This is a genomic window from Bacillus sp. FSL W8-0645, from assembly GCF_038007905.1.
Lineage (GTDB): Bacteria > Bacillota > Bacilli > Bacillales > Bacillaceae > Bacillus > Bacillus pumilus.
The window spans coordinates 2,431,845-2,454,624 of record NZ_JBBOYC010000001.1 but is presented as its reverse complement, the minus strand read 5'-3'; the positions used below and the strand labels follow the sequence as shown (position 1 = coordinate 2,454,624).

The following is a 22,780-nucleotide window of genomic DNA, read 5'->3' as shown; positions in this document are numbered from 1 at the left end:
ATTATTGATAAGTAAAATAACTACAGAGAAAGTAATTGATTTTCCAAAAGAAGATCTAATTTATTTTAATGTTGGAAGAGATGAGAAAATATATAAGGTATTTCTTATTGATGATCAACTAATACTTCAAGTAGTCAAGGATCATATTATTATAATGAATAAATCATTAAATGAACTTGATTCTGATAGCTATATTTATTTAATACAAGAAATAAACGATACCATTGTCATTGTGTTTGAACAAGATTATATATGTAAAATAAATTTTTTAGATTTAAAACAAAATAATATGGTAGAAATATGTTCATTTTTACTAGGTGTTAATACATTTCATCTGGATGAAAATGGATTATTATGGATTGGTATGTCAGAAGAGGGGATATTTGATGAATTAAATCCTAAGGGTAAAGGAATTTACTGTATTAACTTAATTATAGGAGAAATGTTATTTGAGGAAGAATTTAAAGGGATAATGTATGAATGCTCTTCAATACAAACTCTAGGTTCAGAACTATACACTAGCTATGAAGAAGAGCAAACAATTGTTATTTCAACTTTTTCTTACGATTTAAACCCTGAAAATCAATCATGTCAAAAAAAGAAAATGTACCACCTAGATAGAAAAGAATACAGGTACTGTGACCAACTATATGTTTCTGAGAGTCAAATTTTGTTATTTAATAATATGGAAAATAAACAGTATGCTTTTAAAATAGTTGACGATGAAACGTTTATAATGAAATTATTTTTAGATGGAATTGATCCCTCACAGTGTGATCCTACTTACAAAGTAGTTGGAGGATATCTTTATATTTTGGTAGAAAATGAGCTATATAGAAGTAAACTAATGTAGTAGTAAGAATATCATGAATTACTTTTAGTATTAAATATAAAACCCTCTATAGGAATTAGGGAGGGTTTTATAATGGAGGAAAAGTTGGAGAAAGTTAAATTAAACACGCTGACCAAAGAATCTATCGCAGATATCGAAAAAGAAACAACAAATATCGCACTGAATCTAGTGAAAGAAAAACAAGCAAAATTTAAAGATTTAGGTTTAACAATCAATGCTGAATTTGGAAGATTCGTATATGGGAAAAAATATAGAGGGAGAGAAATTCAAGTCTCAGATTGTTTTACAGAAGGATATCATTCATCCATATATTTTTCAGTAGATTATCTAAATGGCGAAGAGTTTCATGATGGTGAAGATGGTGATCAAGGTTATTGTATAGACCATCTTGATATTTGGATTTGTGTATCCAATAATCTCATGAGCAAAAAAGGAGATTTAATAGAATTTGAAAATGAAGCAGATTTGCGGGGAATGATTTTACCATTAATTGATGAACTTTATGAAGAAGCAACAGAAATTCTTCAATTTCTAAGCAGCTAGGATTTTTTCAACCGGTCTAAAAAGAAGAGAAATGGTGCTTCAATGGGAACAAGATAAAGTAGAGCATTTGCAGTAAAGAAAGCAAAGGAATAATATAAGCAAACATTCAAGGATAAGGTGATTAAAATTTTATTAGGAGGCTTATAAGAAGTGTATTTGAAAAATATACAATTAATGTCAGATGACGATCGTGGAATTTTAGCTAGTCAATCCCTTTGTATGACTGAAATGTTTTTATACGAATTAGAAAAGAAATTTCAAACGAAAGATTGTGAGGCTATTGTTTTGATATGTGGATCTTTTAAAGACTACAAATTAATTAGTACCTCAAAAGAAGAACCTAACATGTTATTTTTTAAAAATACGTATGAGCTAGAAGTACCCTTTTGTTACAGTGAATTTGAAAATGCAATAAATAAGAAAAAAATCTTAGCAGAGACTTTGGAAAATGGGATGCTCTATCTGTGTGAACTAAAAAAATGGGACAGTCAGCTAGTCAAAGCGACATTTAAGATAATGAAAGAGAAGGAATATAAAGCGGAGATTAAAGGGAAAACAAAACTAAGTCCCGATAAAAAAAAGAAAGCTCACCCACTTATCGAATTAGATTTAAATCAGTTTACTCTTTATCTTGTAGTTGAAGATAATAAACGAAATATCTTAGATAAAAAATTAATTGCTGAAACCGATACCTACTTAGAAGAAATTTCTTATCATATGAGAGAGCTTAAATGGTTAACGGATCATGAAGTGGCACTTTTCAAACGTGCAAATAAAACAGTTTATACAAGTATACGTTTATCGTGATAAAGCAAAATGAAAATAGCATACATAACACTTGATGAAATAAAAAATGCAATATATAAGGAGTGTATTCTAAATGGGTTTTTGGGAAGAAGAACATAAGAAAAAGACCATCATGATCGGTGATGACGGACTAGATATTTTTGAAGAAGCGATCGAACAATTCTATGAAATGACTGAGGAACATTTGGAGAGAAAGCCAACGATTGATGAGATGCTTTTGACAATCATGACGGTCTTAAACAATGGAGGCAGTCACTATTTTGATGATTTAAATGAGAAAGAAGTAACGGATATTAAAGTAACAACTAAAAAAGCAAAAACTTTATCTAAAATAGAACCAGGAGCTATTATTGAACTCCCATTAGAGGACATTGGAAAAATGAGCTACGCTTTAATCATTTCAGGTGAGGGAAAAAATCAATATGATAATATTTTAATCCAATACTATGATTTGTTTGTTGATGAAAGAATAGAAAAAAGTGAGTTAAAACAATTGATGAAAAAAGAGAATGGATTATTTGTTGCAAACTCAGGTTTGACAGGCTTTTTAAATGGTTCATGGAAAGTCATCACAAAAATAAATCAAGATTTTATAAAAGAAGAGGATCTACAAAATCTGAAATTCGTGGAATACCGAGATGCAAATTATTACGTGAGCGAGGGAAAAGAAGGTTCCATTGCACCTGTTATGGACTTAGAGATTGCTGATCCAACAACGGCTAAAATGATATTTAACCCGATTGGTATACTTAGCGAATACACTATTAAAAGCATTCTTTCTTTATATTTTAAAGGGATGTCAATGGAGGATATTATCAAATATGAAATATAGGCAGTTTACAGCGTGAAGTAAGTTTTGAGAAAGGAAGGATGTAATGAATGGACGAACCAAAAATGCTAGACTGTTTAAATAAAATACGAAAAGTCTTAAAGGGGACGATTACAAGAGAACAAGTGTCTGATTGGGCTGAAATTTACGTTTCTGCAGACGATCCAGAAATAGACGATGATCAAGTTTGGGATATGTTGATTCTTTTGAGTGGAATTGATTTGAAAGATTCACCTCATTCTTACTTGCATTGTGCAGATGATTTGAATGACTGGATAGAAAAGTACCAATAGTTCCTATATATCAGCTTGATATATTCTTATGGTTAAGGCTCAATCTAAATAAAAGGAGTGACGCTTGTCCATGCATCCGAAAGAATTAGAAACCACCATCCAATTACCTGCGAAAAAACGTTATGACTATTTCATCAAAAAGATTGTTGATTTTGAGGAGGTTTGGTCATTAAGAAATGAGAATGGATGGGTGATGTCAGAGGATGAACATCGTGTACCGCAGCTTCATTTTTGGCCGACAAAGGAACATGCTGCTTATTGTGCGGTTGAACCATGGGGAAAATCAAAGCCAGAAATGATTGATTTAGACGATTTTATAGAAGCGTGGCTGCCGGGAATGATAGCAGATGGAATCAATCCGTCCATTTTCTATAATCGAAATGATTAGGTGTCAATTGAAATTCAAACATTAAAAGAAGATATAGAGGAAAAATTAAAAAACTACTAGCTCAACAAGAGTGGAGGTAATTGTTTGAAACGGCTTGAAGACTTATTTATTCGTTCAGAAAAAGAATTCAACTTCTATCAGAATTTAGTAGATCTTGTGTTTGACACAAATAAAGAGCTGCCACAACAAGTCTTCCGTAAGACATTTGATTGTTTTTTGTTTCAAGAGTTTGATTGGGCATTGAGTGATGATATTTTACCAACCATAAAAGAGTTATCAACTGTTACTCAAGATAGAGAATTTTTGACTGCAGTCCTTCAACCAGATCCAACTGATTATTATTTGAAGGAATTTGGTTATTATAATTGGCTGAAAGCGAGTGTGGACATTTCAGGTGAGGATTATGTAAATGCACTATGGACGCACCCAAAAGAGTCAATAGCGGATGATATCATAACGAATTCATACATAGTGATCTGGTTATCACATTCTTTGCAGTGGGCGATTTGGGCAGATAGAGATATGGAAATTTGTATCATAGGAATGGTATCAACAAAAGATTCTGTGAAAAATAGGTTATTTAAAGAAGGATGGAAACCAATGGATCACCCTGTTTTAGCAAATTGGTTTGAAGGATTATTGAAGGATCAAAAAACATTCAATGACTATTTCACTCAAATGCTTTCTAATTATGCATAATGCTACAAGCGGTGAAATGGAGTATCAATGACTAATGATAGACTTATCCGAAGATATGAAAGGAGCATATAGTGAAACATTTGTTTATATCCGATCCAAAAGAATTTGAACATGTTCTATCGTTTGTTCATTCGCTCGTTCACAGTACAAAGACATTCCCTGATCAAGTGTTGAAAACGAAAACCCCTCATTATTTATTCGAAGAATTCCATTGGTTGTTATCAGATGGTAGCTGGGACATGTTAAAAGGTTTAGCTTTGAATCATCATGATGACTATATACTCATGGCTGTATTAGATGAGCAGAAGAGCATGGATGATTATTATCGTGATTTTGGTTATTATCCTTGGGTGAAAATCCCATTAAACCTCACGCCAAGTGATTACCTCGATCTCTTAACGGATTATCCGATAGAGAGTGTAAATGATAGCATAATGGATATTGCTTCACGTGTGATATGGGTTTCCCCTTCTGCGAAATGGGTCATTTATGGCGAAAGAGGTTATGAGATAGGAGTACTAGCGATTCATCAATTAGAACAAATGAATAAACAATTGGTAAAAACGTGGAGAACTTTAGATGAGATTGTATTAGGTTGGATTTCAGTTGTATTTCCGAATCAAAAACTTCCTGATGATTTTAAAAAAGAACTGATTCGAAATTATAAAAATAAATAATAAATGTTACATATATCTACATGTTCTGATTTTGATACTGTAGAATATTTTTAGTTTCGTCTGATGTTTTAAATTGATGAGGTGGAGCAAGTAATGAGAATCGTATTAGCAAATGAGAAAAATTTATTCGAAGTAAATGAATTAATGAAGAAAATCAATTTAAACGTAGAAGAGTATCATTGGGTCATAAGTGATGTGACACTCACAATGCTTCATGATCGGCAAAATCAATCCCATTCAGAAGTCATGCCAGATTATACGGATTTTTTATTTCTGAAGGGTGAACATTTCAAAAAATTCTTACATGACTATTCTTATTCTTTTATTTTCGCTGTTTTGACCGCATTGCCTCGTCATGTAGATCATTTGAATATCAGTTCAATACCTCAAATTGAAGATAATGAACGATATTGGAACGTGAATTATACACCCGTTATTCCTCAAGCTGTGTTTGAAATCGGATTTTTTGATTCGACAGATGTTATTTTTACAGGAGATCAGAATATCTTAAGCAAATTTCGAAAAAAAGCGGACTTTATTTCATTTGAAGAATATTTACAAACTCCGTGACAAGATAAGAATAGAGTTCATCCTGAAAAAATAGGGGAATACGTTAGGGGAGTGAATGAGTTGTTTAGCAGTATAGAGAAATGGATCGATTATTTAGATGGTGTCTGTGATGTACTGGCATTCTCATTTGATTTTTTTCGTAAAGAATTAGTCATAAGCATTAGTATAACTGAAATAAATGATGCTCGGCATCATGAATTGCGATTTATGAATGTGGCAAGTTTTTATTATAATGGGGGTGAAGGTAATGATAGATTTGAAGAATTGATACAAGAAGAGATGAATTGGCAAATTTTCGAATGCAGTTACCATCCTCAAGGGATAGGGAACCTTAAAAATGAACTACTTGAGGAATTTGATGCAAATGCAAACTTTCTATTTAACATAAATTGTATGTTACTCGCGATAGAAGCGAAAAACGTATGTTTCGACTCACAGGAATTTATTTGCAGTGTATAGGAAGATCTCATTAGCGTCTAAATAAGAATTAAAAACATTCAGAGAATGGGGAAAGATCCATGAAAATCAGTCGTGATAAACAAGATTTATTCGATGATTTAAAACAACGTTATCAATACTTATTAGATTCGGCTTATCCAGATGAAATCGTCTCTTTTGAAGAAGAAACTGCGATATGCTCAGGAGATTTTTATATGTTTTTTACACTTGTTGCAGGCAGCTTAAGTTATGTGATCGATCATAAACGAATACCGAAAAAACAGTTAAACGTGCTGCGTCAGTCATTTGAAGAGCAAACTCCTCAAATCAAATCGTATCAACATATCCTTGAATCGTATCCTTTATTGCATTCCTATGTTCAATACCATGAAGAAACAAGAAAACGAATCATTGCACTTATACAATAACCTCTTGGAGGCCAAACAATGACATGGTTTTTAAATGAAAAAATCCAGAAGCAAATCCCTGATTTCGATATCAGTCTTCTAAAGCAAATCAATGAATTTCACTACTTTAAAGAGTATAATGAACATTACGACTTGATCAACTGTATTGTTCTGCACATCCCATATGAATCCCCGAATCTACAAGCAGACATTCATGTGAAATTTACCAACGTCTCTTCTGTTTAAATCAGAGATTTGGAGTTAACAAATGATGACTATATTTTATTGGACATTCAGTTTTTGGATAGAGGCTGGGAAAATTTGAATTACTTTGTCGAAGATTATGAAGAACAGTATTTTTCTTTTTATTGTGAAACGGTTCAAGTCATACAAGTCGTTTCAAATGAATCGGGCTAGTCTCTCTACATATGTGCGAATCATGCTTCCCCATCCCAACATAGAAAGGTGCAATGACATTGAATCGAATGATGAAGTGGCTTTTATTTGCAGCAGTCATCGCTGGCTTATTGGTATGCGCATTCTTTGTGTTCCGTTTAAACCAGCCTAAGCCAACGACAAACATCCATTATGCAGACACACAAAACAAACAGCAAACACTCGATATGTATATGCCAAAGGGAAAAGATGAAGACAAAAAGAAGAAGCATCCAGTCATGATCTATCTCCATGGCGGCGGCTGGACAGGCGGAGATAAGAATAGAGTCGCTTCAAAGGCGGATTATTTTACTGGTCAAGGGTATGTGTTTGTTTCGATGAATTACAGGCTTCACCCTGATGCCAACTATGAGCAGATGGCAGATGATACGGCAAACGCCATCAAATGGGTCAAGGATCATGCAGATGAGTATCAAATTGACTCATCAAAAATCAATGTTATGGGTCACTCAGCGGGCGGTCATTTGACGGCACTGGTGGCCACAGATTCGACTTACTTAAAGCGTGTGGGACTGTTGCCAAAAACGATCAATTCCATCGTGATTTTAGATGGGCCGTTAAACATCAATCAATTTATACAAGCTATTCCATCGTATAAAAAAGTATTTGGCAAGCAGGAGAAGAACTGGACAAAGGCATCACCTGTCACTTATATGAATCAAGCGAATGTACCACCTGTTTATTTGGTCACGGGCTGGGAAAATCCAGAGGTGTACCGATTTGCAGAAAAACTGAATCATGATAAAGGCTCGCGGTTTGTTTTTCGGGTTCATTCGCTGAGCCACAGTGACTTGAATAAATGGTTTGGATCAGACAGGGCGCCAAAAGAAGCGCAAGAAATGACAAAGGCTGTCATGTCTTTTGTGAATAAACAGAATCAATAACGAAGACCGTATGCTCGACAATCTAATTTGCCGCAGTATATGATAAAGCGTAAATGGTTTGAACCAAAGGAGTGTATGTCGTTGTCATCACGTATGGAAAATAAAGTGTTCAATTGCGAAAAAGAGCTGACGCTGAATATTATCGGCGGTAAGTGGAAAATGCTGATTTTATGGCACCTTGGCAGAGAAGGGACAAAACGATTTGGTGAGTTAAAGTCGTTAATGCCTGGGATTACGCAAAGAATGCTTGTCAATCAGCTAAGAGAATTAGAGGAAGATCATATTGTGCATCGGGAGGTTTATCCTGTCGTTCCGCCAAAGGTTGAGTATTCACTCACAGAACTAGGAGAAAGCTTAATGCCGATTTTAGAGTCGATGTATGATTGGGGAAAACAGTATCTCGACAGCAATTTTTTAAAAGATGATAAATAGTAATACATGCAAAAGATACTGGTCGAAAGACAGTATCTTTTTTGTAACCATATGCGAAAAAGTATAGTATGTAAAAAAAAAGTGCGTACTTGGATTGCTTCCATCCTGTTGTTATACTCATTTCATCGTTCAAGAAGCCCTATTCACGGAGCTCTTGAAGATGAGATGAAAAAACGGGAGTGAACGTTCATGAAATTACAATTAGCGTTAGATTTAGTGAATATACCAGAAGCGATTGAGCTGATCAAAGAAGTAGAAGGATCTATTGATGTAGTCGAAATTGGAACACCTGTTGTGATCAACGAAGGCTTGCGTGCCGTCAAAGAAGTCAAACAGGCATTTCCAAACTTACGTGTACTCGCCGATCTGAAAATTATGGATGCTGCCGGTTATGAAGTGCAGCAGGCATCCGAAGCTGGAGCTGATATCGTGACCATTCTTGCAGCGGCAGAAGATATGTCCATTCAAGGAGCGGTGAAAGAAGCGAAAGCAAGAGGGAAACAGATTTTAGTGGATATGATTGGCATCAAAGATATCGCAGGTCGTGCAAAAGAGCTGGATGAGCTAGGAGTCGATTATATTTGTGTACACACAGGCTATGACCTGCAAGCGGTTGGACAAAACTCATTTGCTGACCTTATGACCATTAAACAAGTCGTCAAACAAGCGAAAACAGCGATTGCAGGCGGAATTAAGCTTGATACGTTACCTGAAGTCGTGAAATTAAATCCTGATTTGATCATTGTCGGCGGCGGTATCGCAAGCCAAGATAATAAAGCAGAAGTGGCCGCACAAATGAAGCAGCTGATCGCACAATCATGAAGACCAGTGACTATGTGAAAGCCATTTTAAATGAGCTTTCTGAGCACTCGCCTGCTATTCAAGACGAACAAGCAGAGCGGCTTGTCTCAAGCATTTTAACTGCAAGAAAGGTCTTTGTGGCAGGGGCTGGCAGGTCTGGTTTGATGGGAAAATCATTTGCCATGAGACTCACTCATATTGGCGTCAAGGCTTATGTGATCGGTGAAACCAATACTCCTTCCTTTACAGAAGAAGATCTCTTGATTGTCGGGAGCGGATCTGGCCGTACAGAGACTTTGCTTGTCCTTGCAAAAAAAGCAAAAGCAATTGGCGGAAAAGTGGCAGCTTTCACGCTTTCTGCTGAGTCACCTCTAGCTGATCAATCGGATCAAGTCATCTTACTGTCAGGTGCGCCGAAGGATCAACAGGAAGGAAGCCATCATACCATTCAGCCAATGGGCTCGCTATTTGAGCAGTCGCTTCTTCTGACATACGATGCGATCCTTTTGCGGTTAATGGAAATGAAAGAGCTCGACACACATACAATGTACGGTCACCATGCAAATTTAGAATAGTCATTTTCAAAGCCTTTCCTTTCTTAGAAGGAGAGGCTTTTTCATTTGAATCAAGATCAGAATCTTGACATAACTGATTTGTTGTAACTATAATTGTTACATCGTTAAAGAAAAAGCGTAAACACGGAAGGAAGATGAACATGAAAGTACAAATCTGGTCAGATATTGCCTGTCCTTTTTGTTATATAGGAAAAAAACAACTAGAAACAGCGCTTGGACAATTCCCTCAAAAGGAACAGGTAGAAATCGAGTTTAAGAGCTTTGAGCTTGATCCACATGCACCTGCTCAGGTCGATTATGATGTCCATGATATGCTCGTCAAAAAATATGGGATGAGCCGCAGCCAGGCCATGGCGATGAATGAGCAGGTGAAGCAGGCCGGCAAAGAGAAAGGAATCGATTTTCAATTTGATCCACTCGTGTTGACTAACACCTTTGATGCCCACCAGCTGGCGCAATATGCTGGTCAAATGGGAAAAGGCGATTTCGTCATGGGAGAGCTGTTTCAAGCATATTTCACAGATGGAAAGCATGTTGGTGATCGTCAAACCCTTTTAGATATTGCAGAAAAAGCGGGTCTTGATTTGCAGGAAGTACAGCAAGTTCTAGGCGGCGAAGAGTTTGCAGATCATGTCCGAAAAGACGAACAAGAAGCGAGACAGCTTGGTATCAATGCTGTTCCGTTTTTCTTGATCAATGGCAAATATTCAGTGGCAGGTGCACAACCAGCCGATACCTTCCTGCGTGCACTTGAAACGGCTTGGACAGAAGAAGCAGCTCAAGCTGAGAAAGAGGCTGCCAATTCATTTGAAGCAGCATGTGCAGATGGCGTATGCGCAGTGCCTACCCCTAAAGAAGAGATCTAATCATATAAAAAATGAGCCTTCTCCAAAAAGGGCTCATTTTTTTCTTGCATTCATTTGTTTGATCGTTTCACCTGGAACCAATTCAGGTTCGTAAAAGGTTTGATGAGGGAGATTCTTCTTCCCTTGCACCTTTTTAATCATCCAGTCTGCTGCATCCCTGCCCATTTGCTCCTGAGGGTGGGTCAGTGTTGTTAGCTTCACATTGGCATTTTTCTGGGCAATATACGAATTGTCCTGTCCAATAATGGAAAGATCCTCTGGAATGGACAGACCGATGTCACTGCATACATTGGCAACTTCTAATCCAACCTCATCGTTATAGCAAACAAGGGCAGTCAGCTCATGCTGATGCTTTAATAAGAAAGTTTTAATATCATCCCCCAAATGCTGCTTCGATTCTGTATCGAAAAAGAGGACGTGCTCAGGCAGAAAATTAAGCTTGGCTTCGCCGAGCGCTTGAATATAGCCTTTCATTCGGTACTTTCCCTGTAAATCATCTGTTTTTGAAATGAGCCCGATTTGCTGATGTCCCGAGGTGATCAGCTCTTTTGTGGCTAAATAGCTAGATTTCACATCATCCAAACAGAGAAAAGGAACCTCTAACTGCTCATAATAGGCATTGATCATAATGAGCGGTACATCCTGTTCTTTAAAAGATAAGTAGTACGAGATGTTCGGATTATATAAATTACTTTTCGTCGGCTCGACAATGAGTCCGTCCACACCAAAGGACAGCATCATTTCAAGCGCTTTTTTCTCCTGTTCTACATCATTATTTGTACTCGCCAGTAACAACGAATAGTTCTCTTCGTTTAATCGGCTTTCAATGCCTCGAATGATGGAAGGGAAAATGTAATCGGATATGTATGTCGTGATAACCCCAATCGTTTTCATATGCGCATGTCCCGCAGGCTTTGTTTGATATTGATTGGTCACAAATGTGCCTGAACCTTTCTCACTTCGCAAAAAACCTTCGCTCGACAATTCTAAGATGGCCTTTCGAACTGTATGCCTGCTCACTTGATACATCTCCTGCAGGCTTGATTCAGTTGGAATACGTTCCCCGATCCGGTAATCCCCTGTAAGTATTTTGCTTTTTATATCATCGATAATGATCTGGTACTTCTTTTTCATCGTTTCACTTCTTTCTCAGTTGATCATCTACTCGGATTGAGAAGAAATTGTATGGACATATTTTAACATGGTTGTCGAATCAAAAACAGGCGCTTTCCCTTTCTGACGTTTCAGCTTTAGAAAAGTGCAGGTTTTTGTCATATTGTGTATGTACAACTATATTTATTATTGACATATGTACGTACAAATATTATATTGTGAATGTGCACAGAGAATCAATGAATCTAGAAAACTAAAATTGAAATCGCTATCAATCATGGAGGTGAACGCAGAATGAATCATGAAGAGACGACCAAAGCCTTAAAAGAAGGACGGACATCTTTAGGCATTGAATTTGGTTCAACACGAATTAAAGCTATTTTAATAGATGAAGCGTTTCAGCCAATTGCCCAAGGTGCATTTGAATGGGAAAGTTCTCTCCAGGAAGGAATTTGGACGTACAATTTAATTGATATCATTACAGGTCTTCAAGTAGCGTACCGAGAGATGAAAGAGCAAGTCGAGCAAAGGTATGGCGTGACGATTCAAACCATTGGCTCAATTGGGGTATCAGCTATGATGCATGGCTATGTGGCATGTGATCATACAGGAGAGGTACTCGTTCCGTTTCGCACATGGCGGAACGCAACAACCATTGAGGCGAGTCAAAAACTGACGAATGTCTTCCAATTTCATATTCCAGAAAGATGGAGCATTGCCCATTTGTATCAAGCCATATTAGAAGAGGAAAAACATCTTTCCCGTTTAGAATATATGACCACTCTATCAGGATACATTCACTGGCTTTTAACAGGAAAGCAGGTCATTGGCATTGGAGATGCATCTGGCATGTTCCCAATTGATGAACAAACGAAAGATTACAATGAAGAAATGCTTCATCAATTTGAAGACTTGATCGCAGAAAAAGGCTATCCGTGGAAGCTCCGTCACCTTCTGCCGCGAGTTTATTTAGCAGGCGAGGAGGCTGGCGTGTTAACGGCAGCAGGAGCAGCCATTTTAGATCAAGGCAAACACTTACAGCCAGGGATTCCATTTTGCCCCCCGGAAGGTGACGCCGGAACGGGCATGGTGGCAACAAACAGTGTAGAAAAACGGACAGGGAACATTTCAGTTGGGACATCTGTTTTTGCCATGATTGTGCTAGAGCAGGAGCTAAAGGGTGTGTATCCAGAAGTGGATATGGTCACAACGCCGGACGGACTGCCAGTTGCAATGGTTCATGCGAACAACTGTACAAGTGACTTAAATGCTTGGATGAATATCTTCAGAGAGGCATTTGACGCACTAGGCATGCAAGTGTCGTCAGAAAAGGTATACGAAGCTTTATTGCAGCAGGCGTTAGAAGCAGATCGAGATGGCGGCGGGCTCTTAAGCTATGGCTATTATTCTGGTGAAAATATTACAAGACTGCCAGAAGGAAGACCTCTTTTTGTCAGATCAGCTGAAAGCCGCTTTAATCTGGCTAACTTCATGCGTACCCATCTTTTTTCTGCTTTTGGCGCAATGAAAATAGGGATGGACCGTTTAAAAGAACATGAACATGTTGCGATTGATCGGTTATTAGGGCATGGAGGGTTATTTAAAACACCGCTCGTTGGTCAAAAAATGGTGGCAGCAGCGCTTGATACACCTGTATCAGTCGTTTCTACTGCGGGAGAAGGCGGTGCGTTTGGAATGGCTGTCCTTGCTTCCTATATGGTCCATCATCAAAAGCAAACATTGGCTGAATTTCTCACGCATCAAGTGTTTGCCCATACATCAGAAGAACTGATAGAACCCGATCCGCTTGATGTCAAAGGCTTTGGCGAATTTTTAAAGCGCTATCAAGACGGCCTTCCGATTGAAGAGGCGGCAGTAGCATATCTGATGTCAAAGAAAGGAGTGACAACCGTATGTTAGAACGCTTAAAAGAAGAAGTATACGAAGCCAATTTAGATTTGCCGAAATACGGACTTGTGAAATTCACATGGGGTAATGTCAGTGCGTGTGATCGTGACAGCGGTCTATTCGTTATTAAGCCTAGCGGGATAGCGTATGAGCAATTATCAGCAAAAGACATGGTTGTGGTCGACTTTGACGGTGAAGTAGTGGAAGGGGAATACAGCCCTTCATCAGATACTGCCACACATGCTGTCCTTTACAAACACTTTGAGGAAATTGGCGGTATATCACATAGCCATTCCATGTGGGCAACTGTTTGGGCGCAGGCAGGTCTCGATTTACAGGCAATGGGCACAACACATGCCGATACATTTTACGGCGCTGTTCCGTGTGCTCGATTTCTGACAGACGAAGAAGTGAATCGTGGTTATGAGGTAGAAACGGGCCGGCTGATCATCGAAACGTTTGAGAAAAGAAACTTAGATGTGATGGCGGTGCCGGGTGTATTGCTTCAAGGCCACGGCCCATTTACGTGGGGGAAAGATGCAAAAAGTGCGGTCACAAACAGTGTGATTTTAGATGAAGTCGCCAAAATGAATTTGTTCGCAAAGCAATTAAATGAATACGCAGAACCTCTTCCGCAGCGAATTTTAGATAAACATTACTTAAGAAAACACGGAGAACATGCGTATTACGGACAAAAACCTTCAAGATAAAGAAAAGAGGGATATCTATGTTAACAAGTCAACATAAAGAATGCTGGTTTATTGTCGGATCACAGCATTTATACGGAGATGAAGCACTGCAGAAAGTAAAAGCAGATGCACAAAAAATGACGGATGCCTTAAATGAGAGCGGTTTACTTCCTTATCCAGTGATCCTTCAGGAGCTAGCTGTCAGTGCGGATCAAATCACAAAGCTGATGAAAGAGGTCAATTATCGTGATGAGGTTGTCGGCGTCATGACGTGGATGCATACATTTTCACCGGCAAAAATGTGGATACGCGGGACCAATCTTTTGCAGAAGCCTCTTTTGCATCTTGTCACACAGTATTATGAAAAGATTCCGTGGGACACGATCGATATGGACTATATGAATCTTCATCAATCTGCCCATGGAGACAGAGAATATGGCTATATCAATGCACGTTTAAATAAACAAAACCAAATTGTTGCCGGTCATTGGTCTAAGCCGGATGTGCAGCAGCAAATCGCTGAATGGATGGACGTGGCAGCTGCCTATCATGAAAGCTTTCAGATTAAAGTGGCAAGGTTTGGTGACAACATGCGTCATGTGGCTGTCACAGAAGGTGATAAAATCGAAGCCCAGATTCAACTAGGATGGACCGTTGATTACTTTGGCATAGGCGATCTCGTCGAATATGTGAATGCAGTAGAAGAAGCAGAGGTAGATGCATTATTTGCGGAATATTTAACGCAATATGATGTGGATTATGGAACGTATTCAGTTGAAGATTGGGAAAAAAGTGTCAAGGAGCAAGCCCGATATGAGATTGCCATCCAACGTTTTTTAGATGAAGGCGGCTACAATGCCTTTACGACGAACTTTGAAGATTTACATGGAATGAAGCAGCTGCCAGGACTTGCGGTACAGCGGCTGATGGCAAAAGGGTATGGCTTTGCCGGGGAAGGCGATTGGAAAACGGCTGCGCTGGACCGGTTATTAAAAGTGATGAGTCATCATCAATCCACTGGTTTTATGGAGGACTACACGTATGAAATGACCTCTGGACAGGAAGCAGTGCTGCAATCTCATATGTTAGAAGTAGATCCGGCGCTCGCCCATACGAAACCTGTCATTGTCGTATCTCCGCTTGGAATCGGAAACAGGGAAGATCCAGCTCGCCTTGTGTTTGATGGAAAAGCCGGGGAAGGTGTTGTTGTTTCTATTGCTGATTTTGGGACTCATTTCAAATGGCTCATACAAGAAGTCGAAGCCTTTGAGCCGGAGGAAGCAGCACCTCATTTACCGGTTGCACGTGTGCTCTGGAAAATCAAGCCGAATTTTCAGGACGGCGTCAAAGCATGGATTAAGCAAGGCGGGGGTCATCATACAGTCGTATCCCTCAATTTAACGGTTGATCAAATTGTTCATTTTGCAAAGCTTGTGAGTGCAGAGTATGTGGTTTTATAGAAGGGTGAAAGGTCTTCTACTGAGTGCAGTAGAAGCACGGGATGAAATGAAAGCGGTTAATTAAGTGAGGGGGTCATCCACTTGGAGAAAAAAGTGTCAAGCAAATTTATCTTCTTTTTCGGGTCCTTTGCAGGCATCTTATTCGGATATGATATTGGGATTATTGCAGGGGCAGAAGGACATATTCAGCAAGAATTTCAGCTCAGCCCATTATGGCTTGGAATTGTCGTCTCTTCATTAATGGGCGGGGCGATTATCGGTTCCATTTTAAGCGGTCTGTTAGGGGATAAATTTGGCCGCAGAAAGCTTATTTTGGTCTCATCCGTTATCTTTTTTGTCGGAGCGATCGGATCAGCTATCGCACCAGAAGAGATCTCATTAACCATTGCACGTATCTTTTTAGGGACAGCTGTAGGAACAGCCTCATCTTTGGTGCCGGCATACATGTCTGAAATTGCTCCTGCTAAAATCCGCGGGAAATTGTCTGGGCTCAATCAGCTCATGATCGTAAGTGGACTATTGCTGAGCTATATTGTTGCATTTGTGTTTGAACCTGTTCCAGACAGCTGGCGCTGGATGCTCGGTAGTGCCGCTTTATTTGCCATCGTACTTTATATTGGTATGCTGAAGCTTCCTGAATCTCCGAGATATTTAATTAAACACGGAATGGCTCATAAAGCACGGGAAGTATTAGGATCACTGCGCTCTTCTGATGAGGAAATTGAAGCAGAGATGCAGGAAATTTTAGAAGTCGCGAAAGAAGAACGCTCTGGTATTCGCGAATTGTTCCAAAAGAAATTCAGAATGGCTCTTTTCATAGGGGTTGGGATGGCGACCCTTCAGCAAATTCAAGGGGCGAACTCCATTGTGTATTATGCAACGAGTATTGCTCGGAATGTAGGGCTTGCACCTCAGGTTGCCGCAGGTTTTACAGTCATTGTCGGTGTCATTTTTGTCGTCACCACCGTGATCTTTTTACAATTTGTTGACCGGTTCGACCGCCGAACGATTCTCACCGTAGGGGGAACGGGCATGGCCCTTTCTTTCTTTGCACCAGCCGCATTAGGTGCACTTGGCGTGAGTGAAGGGATTTTAAACTGGGTGACATTGATTTCACTTTGCTGCTTTATCTTGTGCTACGCCTTCTCATGGGCACCGATCACGTGGATCATCATCGGCGAAATCTTCCCGCTTTCTGTCAGAGGTATCGGCGCAGGTATTTCATCTGCCTTTAACTGGACGGGATCGTTAGCCGTTGGACTCGTGTTCCCTATTCTGGCAGATAAATTCAGCTTTGGGGTCATTTTCTCCTCATTTGGTGTCATCTGCTTAATCGGACTATTGTTCACCCGCTTTGTACTAGTTGAAACAAAAGGAAGAAGCTTAGAGCAAATCGAAACCGATATGGCAGCACGAGTATAAAGAAAACCCTCTATCCCATGTGGATAGTGGGTTTTTTACTCAAGCGTCTGTTTTAGCTCATCTGGCAATAAATCAATCAATTGATCATAAGAAGATAAATCCAGCACTTCAAGCAGCGCATAATATTTTGCATAAACCTCACTCAGCTGATCAGGATGATTCGTTTCATATCGATTCAAATGCATTTGAGTCAGTTCAAGTGCAATGTCTAGCTTGTTTCGTTCGATTGGTTGTGTCGTATTGATCATATCGTTCACCTCGTGTTTGATAATGAGTGGGAAGGTTATGGGGCGGTACCGCAGCTAACCTTGTATTCATTTTCCTCGACCTTTTTCGAATAGCAGACAGAAGGTGTCATCCCTGTTTCACTTTTCCAAGCCTGCCAGTAAACATCATAAAGCTGGCCATACTCAGGATCTTTGTACTTCGTTTTTTTCAAAATAGCAAAATAGCTTTGGTAAGGGTATCCTTTTTGGTAAATTGATTTCCGGATAGCGCCTTTTTCGGTTGAATTTGTGAAGATCATAGGTGATAGCATTGGAAGAGCAATAATGATGACAATAAATATCATGAATAAAAAGAGTTTATGTTTTGTTTTCATAGATGTCCTTTCTGCGCAAGATATCATTTGTATAATATGTTAAAAATGACCTTTTGTAAAGAAAGAGAAAACGAGATGAATAGTGGATTTTTTAAAAAATAGACAAGTATCTAATCACGAATGACGTTTCTTACATACGATAGAGTGTAAGTGAAAGACAAATTGAAGGGGTGTTGAGATGAGCCGGAATCGATTAGATGATTTTTTCTTTGGGCCTCGCAGAGGAAACCATGGAGGAGATGAAACGGTTGTTTTCCCCACACGTCAAATTGTCAACACAAGAACGAATGAACAAACCATTAGAAAAATTCATCCAACGCATATCACAAACGTCAATAAAAACATCAAAAGAATTGAAAACTACTATCCTGTCACTGAGTCGACTCATAACGAGTATATCGTGAAAGAATACGATTGCGGCAGTGATATAAAAAACCCTTGCTGCCGTCCAGTGAAACGCTGTAAGTGGTAATGAAGGGGGCATCCTTTTATGGGATGCCTTTTTATTTTCAGGAGAAAAATTTTGATCAAAATCTCCTTTCAAGATAAAATTGGAAGTATCAATCATTCTGTTGGGGGCGATGTTCTGAATATTCGATTGTTAATTCCAGATGATGCTGAAGAATATGCCGCGTTGAGACTAGAAGCACTACGATTACATCCAGAGGACTTTGCGATGAGTTATGAAGAAGAGCAAATCGGTACAATAGAAAAATACGCAGCTCGTTTTGCTTCCGTACAATTTACGTGGACCTTTGGCGCCTTTGATCAAGGGAAGCTTGTGGGGATGGTCACACTCATCCAAAAAAACTTACAGAAATTAAAGCACCGAGCGAATGTGGCAGCGATGTATGTTACAGCGAATGCCCGCGGAAAAGGAGTAGGCAAGGCCTTGATAATGGAAGTTCTTTCATTCGCAGGAAAACGACAAAACATCGAGCAAATGTATTTATCAGTCGTGACGACCAATCACTCAGCCAAACGCTTGTATCGCTCTATTGGATTTGAGTCATACGCACTTGAAGAAAAAGCACTAAAATGGCCTGATCATACATATGTAGATGAGGAAAAAATGGTTTTATTTTTATGATAGTCTGGAGGAGATAAAAGTGGATCAACAGACCATACGCATCATGTTAGCAGCAGGACCAAATAGTGAGCTGGAATCTTTTGCGCTGCGTGCAGCACTTGAAAACTTCGGCGTAAAAGTCGATATGCAATGGATCGGAAGACCAAATGACCTGATCAATGTGTTATCTGGAAAAAATAGAGGAGAAATCGATTACATTCTTCTATCGTTTCATGGGGAAGAAGGAGCATTTCTCATGCCAGAATTAGGGGAAGATGTATACGAAGATGGAGAGCCTAGAGGAGATGCTTTTGGAGCGGATGAAATCAAGCAGTATGCTTCATTAAAAGGGGTTCACGTTATTTCTACAGGTTGCACACTAGGTGAGAAAAAATTAGCAGATGCCTTCTTAGAAGCAGGTGCCATGTCCTATATAGCGCCGGATGATTACATTGATGGAGATGCGGCATTTATCTTTGTATTGACCTTGCTTTATGAGCGCTTAAACAATACAAAGACGGTCAGAGCGGCTTTTGATCGAGCGAGTTCGATTGATGAAGAAACGAAATTATTTCAACTATATATGCAAAAATAATGTTAGGGCTGAGAAATCAAGCCCTTTTTCTATTCCTCTTTTAAATTGTGTCTAAAATGTGACAAGTTTGTTTTTTGAAAACTAAATTGGGTTCACGCAAAGTCTATCCTACAAACACACGTCATCAAGGCATGACGCCATCACGAGAGGGGAATTATTGTGTCAATGAAATGGAAAATCAGTCTCGTCCTATGCGGACTTGCAATCATCATCGGAATTGCTGCATTTTATCATAATCAGCAGGCAAGTGGGACGGAGAAGAAGAAAGTAGAACAAGATGCGAGCTATAAAGAAGTGGAAATAGTCACCCTCGTGAATGACGGGAGATACATGAGATATGCAGTCAACTATCCGGTGTTTCATCAAAAAAAGCTAGATCAAGAGATGAAAAGATTTGCAGAAACAGCGCTAGACAAATTCAAAACATCATTTAGCGAAGCGAGCGATGTCGATGAAGAGAATCGATACGAATTAAATATAGATTACGAGATTATTCATTATGCCAAGCAAACCGTTGCGATTAAATTCAATACATATGAATTGAAAGGCGGAGTAAAAGGCGAACATCAAACGAAGTTGTTCAATTTTGATTTCAAGAAACAGCATTTTTTATCAATAGATGATTTATTTTTATCAAAGAAAGAAAATCTGCAAAAACTGTCACATATGACATTTGATGAATTAAAAAAAGATCGCTCTCTTGCTGAAAATGAGCATTTGCTCAAACAAGGAACGTCTCCTGCGGCAGAGCATTATCAATATTTTTCCATCAAGGATCGTTTTATTGAATTTTACTTTCCAGCAGGGCAAATCGCACCAAGCGAACAAGGCCCTCAAGTGCTGGCGATTAAAAAAACAGTGCTTAAAGGAATGTTAAAACCAGAATATATCAATAAAGAAAAGAACAAAAACGAGAAAAAAGAACCGATTCCAAAAAGAAAAATCGTAAAACTGCCAAAACAGTCAGCATTCAACCCAAATCAAAAAGCCATTGCCCTGACATTTGACGATGGACCAAATCCATCAACGACTTCAAAAATTTTAACAGCTTTAAAAGAAAACAAAGGACATGCGACATTTTTTGTATTAGGCAGCAGGGTTCAATATTACCCCGATATGCTAGGTGAGATCAGAAAGGGTGGGAATGAAATCGGAAATCATTCCTATAGCCATCCTTTACTCACAAGACTGCCATTAAAACAAGCCGTCAAACAAGTAGAAGAGACCCAACAAATCATTGAAAAAGCTGGCGGGTTCACACCGACTCACTTTAGACCGCCATATGGAGGAACAAACGGGCAAATTAACGCGGCTGTCAACATGAAAGTCACGCTTTGGGACGTAGATCCTGAAGACTGGAAACATCGCAACAGCCAGTACGTCGCGAGCTACATTCTCACACATGCGTCTAGCGGAGAAACCGTCTTAATGCACGACATCTATGACACCTCGGCAAACGCAGCTGTCACGATTATCAAGGAATTAACCAAACAAGGATATCAATTATTAACAGTTTCAGAGCTTGAGCAGTGGAAGGAAGCCCGGGCGAAGAAAGGTGAATTGAATACGTAATGATCATGCGAATCTTAGTGGATTCGCATCTTTTTTTAAAGCCAATTATGAAAATAAAGGGAAATGATGTTAAAATGAGTGTGGAAAGGGAGGGCTTCGGATGGTATTGATGAGGTTGATCAGCCTATATATGCTGACAGCGTTTTGTTTGGGTTTTATCGTCAATTATGTACCTGGTTTGATGCTGCCCATTTATATTCTTGCGATGATCGGGCTCATTTTATGTCTCGTTCATATTGCTCTGCATTATATTCGTCGAATCAGATATATGTTGCTTCATGAAAAACGGTAAGAATTCTCTAATTGCTTTCCCTAAAAAACTTCCCTCTAAATGAGAGAAGTTTTTATTTTTTCGGTTTTTGATGTTCTAACAGTTGTATGATTTTCTCGTTTGACTCTTTCATTTGTCTTAATACAGAAACGATATTCCCAGTAAACCCAATGAGGACAATAAGTAAAATGATGATGATCCACATGCTATGGCCTCCTATCTGCTCTTTTGCTTCCTTATCCATTACCTTGTCAAGGATACAGTATAATGAATGTATTGAAATGAACAGTTCGTGCTATTTATTCGACAATAGATGTGAACAGAGAATGATTGAGGGGGATTCATTTGAAACGAGTAGACGTAGTATCAGCTATTATTTATGATGAGGAAGAAAATATGTTAATGGTCAAAAATGTAAAGGGATATTGGGAAGTTCCTGGTGGTGCTGTAGAAAAAGGAGAACACCTGCATCAAGCCGTGGTCCGCGAGGTGAAAGAAGAGACAGGGTATGTTTGCAAAGTAAATGAACTTCATTCGGTTCGAGAAGCATACTTTCAAGACAAAAAGCATCATGCGCTGATGATCACCTTCTTTGCCGAAATCACCGGAGGACAAATGAGTATTCTCGATCCGGATCATGATATTGAAGAAGTAAAATGGGTCAGCAAGCAAACTTTTCAAAAGCTAAACCCCAAGCTATATAACTGGCTAAAATTAAACGAAGAACCACAAGCTTTTTATCAATTTGAAGGAAATAGAACAGTTGGTTAACAAGCTGATATAGGTATGAAGGAGAGATATGGATGTTTTTATACTACGGCCCCACAGGAGCTCCAGTAGAAAATCCAGAAGAAGAATTCTTGAAAAGAATCTTCTTTCAAGAAGATGAAGAGTATTGGAAACAAGGAAATGGGGAATCTTCCATTGAGATTGAGGGAGATTGGGAAAGTGAAAGTCTAGTTTTCTTTTATACGGAACCGTATGGTTTCTTGATCATGAGGTATCCAAATTTTTTGGTTCCTTTTAAAAAGGGAGAAAAAATTGAAACGATCGAGCATTTGGTCGCAGGAGCCCCATTGTATGTGCCGTCGTGCAGCTATATTAATCGGGATCAAGCATATCAAATCGTTCATCATTTTTTGACGACAAAAACGGTTCCTGATTTTGTTGAATGGGTCGAGTTGAGGGATATTGATTTTCAGAAGGATATGAAAAGTTAGGGGCGCAAGATGAAAGTGAGTACAGAAGAAAAATTATATAGTTTAGATGATACTATGCATTTACATGTAGGATATTATGAACATGGTTTTGATTATGAAGGCGTATTTTTTAAGAGTTTAGAAACAGGGAGATGGCTCTTGTTTTTTGATCAAAAAAGTTATGGGGTAACGCTTTTAAAGGAATATGAGAAATGGAATGATCTAGGGTTATTGATTGGAGAATATCTGATTGAAGATGACCAAATTGAGGAGGAAGGTCATAAGCTTTTTGAGCGTTTCTTAAAAGAAAACAGCATAGTGAAATAAATGAGGATAAAACATGACATAGTTTTCTTTTGTGTA

33 protein-coding genes are annotated in these 22,780 nt (G+C 38.8%); 29 read left to right on the top strand and 4 right to left on the bottom strand.

What is annotated here, in order from left to right; all coding sequences use genetic code 11:
* Positions 1-4 precede the first annotated feature (4 nt).
* The 17 genes from NST39_RS12665 to NST39_RS12585 all read left to right on the top strand — a co-directional run bounded on the left by NST39_RS12665 (position 5) and on the right by NST39_RS12585 (position 10,518).
* Entirely contained in the window at positions 5-853 is an 849-nt protein-coding gene (locus tag NST39_RS12665; protein ID WP_341028677.1) for a hypothetical protein, read from the top strand.
* 72 nt (positions 854-925) lie between these two features.
* Positions 926-1,396, top strand: a complete 471-nt coding sequence (locus NST39_RS12660) for a hypothetical protein (protein ID WP_341028675.1) — start codon at positions 926-928, stop codon at positions 1,394-1,396.
* Between the two features lie 150 nt (positions 1,397-1,546).
* Positions 1,547-2,203, top strand: coding sequence for a hypothetical protein (locus NST39_RS12655; protein ID WP_341028674.1), 657 nt, complete (start codon positions 1,547-1,549; stop codon positions 2,201-2,203).
* A gap of 73 nt (positions 2,204-2,276) precedes the next feature.
* Entirely contained in the window at positions 2,277-3,035 is a 759-nt protein-coding gene (locus NST39_RS12650) for a hypothetical protein (protein ID WP_341028672.1), read from the top strand.
* A gap of 47 nt (positions 3,036-3,082) precedes the next feature.
* Positions 3,083-3,325 carry a DNA-binding protein gene (locus NST39_RS12645; RefSeq protein WP_341028671.1) on the top strand — a complete coding sequence of 81 codons (243 nt, stop codon included), beginning with the start codon at positions 3,083-3,085 and terminating at the stop codon, positions 3,323-3,325.
* 70 nt (positions 3,326-3,395) lie between these two features.
* Positions 3,396-3,713 carry a DUF2750 domain-containing protein gene (locus NST39_RS12640; RefSeq protein WP_341028670.1) on the top strand — a complete coding sequence of 106 codons (318 nt, stop codon included), beginning with the start codon at positions 3,396-3,398 and terminating at the stop codon, positions 3,711-3,713.
* 84 nt (positions 3,714-3,797) lie between these two features.
* A complete protein-coding gene (locus tag NST39_RS12635) occupies positions 3,798-4,412 on the top strand; it encodes a hypothetical protein (RefSeq protein ID WP_341028668.1) in 615 nt (204 codons plus the stop codon).
* Between the two features lie 71 nt (positions 4,413-4,483).
* Positions 4,484-5,089, top strand: a complete 606-nt coding sequence (locus tag NST39_RS12630; RefSeq protein WP_341028666.1) for a hypothetical protein — start codon at positions 4,484-4,486, stop codon at positions 5,087-5,089.
* 93 nt (positions 5,090-5,182) lie between these two features.
* On the top strand, positions 5,183-5,659 hold the full coding sequence (locus NST39_RS12625; protein WP_065098479.1) for a hypothetical protein: 477 nt from the start codon (positions 5,183-5,185) through the stop codon (positions 5,657-5,659).
* Between the two features lie 60 nt (positions 5,660-5,719).
* Positions 5,720-6,118, top strand: coding sequence for a YxiG family protein (locus NST39_RS12620; protein ID WP_341028663.1), 399 nt, complete (start codon positions 5,720-5,722; stop codon positions 6,116-6,118).
* 59 nt (positions 6,119-6,177) lie between these two features.
* Entirely contained in the window at positions 6,178-6,525 is a 348-nt protein-coding gene (locus NST39_RS12615; RefSeq protein ID WP_341028661.1) for a YxiJ family protein, read from the top strand.
* 18 nt (positions 6,526-6,543) lie between these two features.
* A complete protein-coding gene (locus tag NST39_RS12610; RefSeq protein ID WP_341028659.1) occupies positions 6,544-6,750 on the top strand; it encodes a hypothetical protein in 207 nt (68 codons plus the stop codon).
* A gap of 224 nt (positions 6,751-6,974) precedes the next feature.
* Positions 6,975-7,844 (top strand): alpha/beta hydrolase, encoded by an 870-nt coding sequence (locus NST39_RS12605; RefSeq protein ID WP_341028657.1) that lies wholly within the window; start codon positions 6,975-6,977, stop codon positions 7,842-7,844.
* 75 nt (positions 7,845-7,919) lie between these two features.
* Positions 7,920-8,276: a winged helix-turn-helix transcriptional regulator gene (locus NST39_RS12600; RefSeq protein ID WP_113767452.1), complete on the top strand. Its 357-nt coding sequence runs from the start codon at positions 7,920-7,922 to the stop codon at positions 8,274-8,276.
* Between the two features lie 189 nt (positions 8,277-8,465).
* Positions 8,466-9,098, top strand: a complete 633-nt coding sequence (gene hxlA, locus NST39_RS12595) for a 3-hexulose-6-phosphate synthase (RefSeq protein WP_003216301.1) — start codon at positions 8,466-8,468, stop codon at positions 9,096-9,098.
* The gene (gene hxlB, locus NST39_RS12590) at positions 9,095-9,652 is read left to right on the top strand and encodes a 6-phospho-3-hexuloisomerase (protein WP_341028652.1); all 558 of its coding nucleotides are present in this window, start codon (positions 9,095-9,097) and stop codon (positions 9,650-9,652) included. The genes hxlA and hxlB overlap by 4 nt, the downstream gene beginning before the upstream one ends.
* Positions 9,653-9,792: 140 nt before the next feature.
* Positions 9,793-10,518, top strand: coding sequence for a DsbA family oxidoreductase (locus NST39_RS12585; RefSeq protein WP_341028650.1), 726 nt, complete (start codon positions 9,793-9,795; stop codon positions 10,516-10,518).
* Between the two features lie 33 nt (positions 10,519-10,551).
* Here NST39_RS12585 and NST39_RS12580 read toward each other — a convergent pair whose 3' ends face one another.
* Positions 10,552-11,652, bottom strand: coding sequence for a GntR family transcriptional regulator (locus tag NST39_RS12580; protein WP_044139549.1), 1,101 nt, complete (start codon positions 11,650-11,652; stop codon positions 10,552-10,554).
* 273 nt (positions 11,653-11,925) lie between these two features.
* On the opposite strand from NST39_RS12580, the gene NST39_RS12575 reads away from it, so the two are divergent.
* The 4 genes from NST39_RS12575 (at position 11,926) to NST39_RS12560 (ending at position 17,110) form a co-directional block, all read left to right on the top strand.
* Entirely contained in the window at positions 11,926-13,551 is a 1,626-nt protein-coding gene (locus NST39_RS12575) for a xylulokinase (RefSeq protein WP_341028647.1), read from the top strand.
* A complete protein-coding gene (locus NST39_RS12570) occupies positions 13,545-14,249 on the top strand; it encodes an L-ribulose-5-phosphate 4-epimerase (RefSeq protein ID WP_341028645.1) in 705 nt (234 codons plus the stop codon). Before NST39_RS12575 ends, NST39_RS12570 begins: the two co-directional genes overlap by 7 nt.
* A 17-nt stretch (positions 14,250-14,266) precedes the next feature.
* Positions 14,267-15,688: an L-arabinose isomerase gene (gene araA / locus NST39_RS12565; RefSeq protein WP_341028643.1), complete on the top strand. Its 1,422-nt coding sequence runs from the start codon at positions 14,267-14,269 to the stop codon at positions 15,686-15,688.
* An 81-nt stretch (positions 15,689-15,769) separates the two neighbouring features.
* A complete protein-coding gene (locus NST39_RS12560; RefSeq protein WP_341028641.1) occupies positions 15,770-17,110 on the top strand; it encodes a sugar porter family MFS transporter in 1,341 nt (446 codons plus the stop codon).
* A 35-nt stretch (positions 17,111-17,145) separates the two neighbouring features.
* Here the strand turns inward: NST39_RS12560 and NST39_RS12555 are convergent, their stop codons facing one another.
* Complete coding sequence (locus tag NST39_RS12555) at positions 17,146-17,358, bottom strand: hypothetical protein (RefSeq protein ID WP_044139544.1); 213 nt, start codon at positions 17,356-17,358, stop codon at positions 17,146-17,148.
* Positions 17,359-17,393: 35 nt separating this feature from the next.
* The gene (locus NST39_RS12550; RefSeq protein ID WP_341028639.1) at positions 17,394-17,711 is read right to left on the bottom strand and encodes a hypothetical protein; all 318 of its coding nucleotides are present in this window, start codon (positions 17,709-17,711) and stop codon (positions 17,394-17,396) included.
* 178 nt (positions 17,712-17,889) lie between these two features.
* Here NST39_RS12550 and NST39_RS12545 point away from each other — a divergent pair, with 178 nt between their 5' ends.
* The 5 genes from NST39_RS12545 to NST39_RS12525 all read left to right on the top strand — a co-directional run bounded on the left by NST39_RS12545 (position 17,890) and on the right by NST39_RS12525 (position 21,239).
* Positions 17,890-18,183, top strand: coding sequence for a CotD family spore coat protein (locus NST39_RS12545; RefSeq protein WP_044139542.1), 294 nt, complete (start codon positions 17,890-17,892; stop codon positions 18,181-18,183).
* Positions 18,184-18,234: 51 nt separating this feature from the next.
* Entirely contained in the window at positions 18,235-18,801 is a 567-nt protein-coding gene (locus tag NST39_RS12540) for a GNAT family N-acetyltransferase (RefSeq protein WP_341028638.1), read from the top strand.
* Positions 18,802-18,844: 43 nt separating this feature from the next.
* Positions 18,845-19,375, top strand: a complete 531-nt coding sequence (locus NST39_RS12535; RefSeq protein WP_445662397.1) for a delta-aminolevulinic acid dehydratase — start codon at positions 18,845-18,847, stop codon at positions 19,373-19,375.
* A 159-nt stretch (positions 19,376-19,534) separates the two neighbouring features.
* Positions 19,535-20,947, top strand: a complete 1,413-nt coding sequence (locus tag NST39_RS12530) for a polysaccharide deacetylase family protein (RefSeq protein ID WP_341028635.1) — start codon at positions 19,535-19,537, stop codon at positions 20,945-20,947.
* A gap of 100 nt (positions 20,948-21,047) precedes the next feature.
* Positions 21,048-21,239, top strand: coding sequence for a hypothetical protein (locus NST39_RS12525; protein ID WP_003217441.1), 192 nt, complete (start codon positions 21,048-21,050; stop codon positions 21,237-21,239).
* Between the two features lie 52 nt (positions 21,240-21,291).
* On the opposite strand, the gene NST39_RS12520 is transcribed toward NST39_RS12525, so the two are convergent.
* A complete protein-coding gene (locus tag NST39_RS12520) occupies positions 21,292-21,423 on the bottom strand; it encodes a hypothetical protein (protein WP_341028633.1) in 132 nt (43 codons plus the stop codon).
* A gap of 140 nt (positions 21,424-21,563) precedes the next feature.
* On the opposite strand from NST39_RS12520, the gene NST39_RS12515 reads away from it, so the two are divergent.
* Genes NST39_RS12515 through NST39_RS12505 form a run of 3 tightly spaced genes read left to right on the top strand, consistent with a single transcriptional unit; the run spans position 21,564 to position 22,744 of the window.
* Entirely contained in the window at positions 21,564-21,989 is a 426-nt protein-coding gene (locus NST39_RS12515; protein ID WP_341028631.1) for an NUDIX hydrolase, read from the top strand.
* Positions 21,990-22,021: 32 nt separating this feature from the next.
* On the top strand, positions 22,022-22,438 hold the full coding sequence (locus tag NST39_RS12510) for a hypothetical protein (protein WP_341028629.1): 417 nt from the start codon (positions 22,022-22,024) through the stop codon (positions 22,436-22,438).
* A gap of 9 nt (positions 22,439-22,447) precedes the next feature.
* Positions 22,448-22,744: a DUF3986 family protein gene (locus NST39_RS12505; protein ID WP_341028628.1), complete on the top strand. Its 297-nt coding sequence runs from the start codon at positions 22,448-22,450 to the stop codon at positions 22,742-22,744.
* Positions 22,745-22,780: the final 36 nt, after the last annotated feature.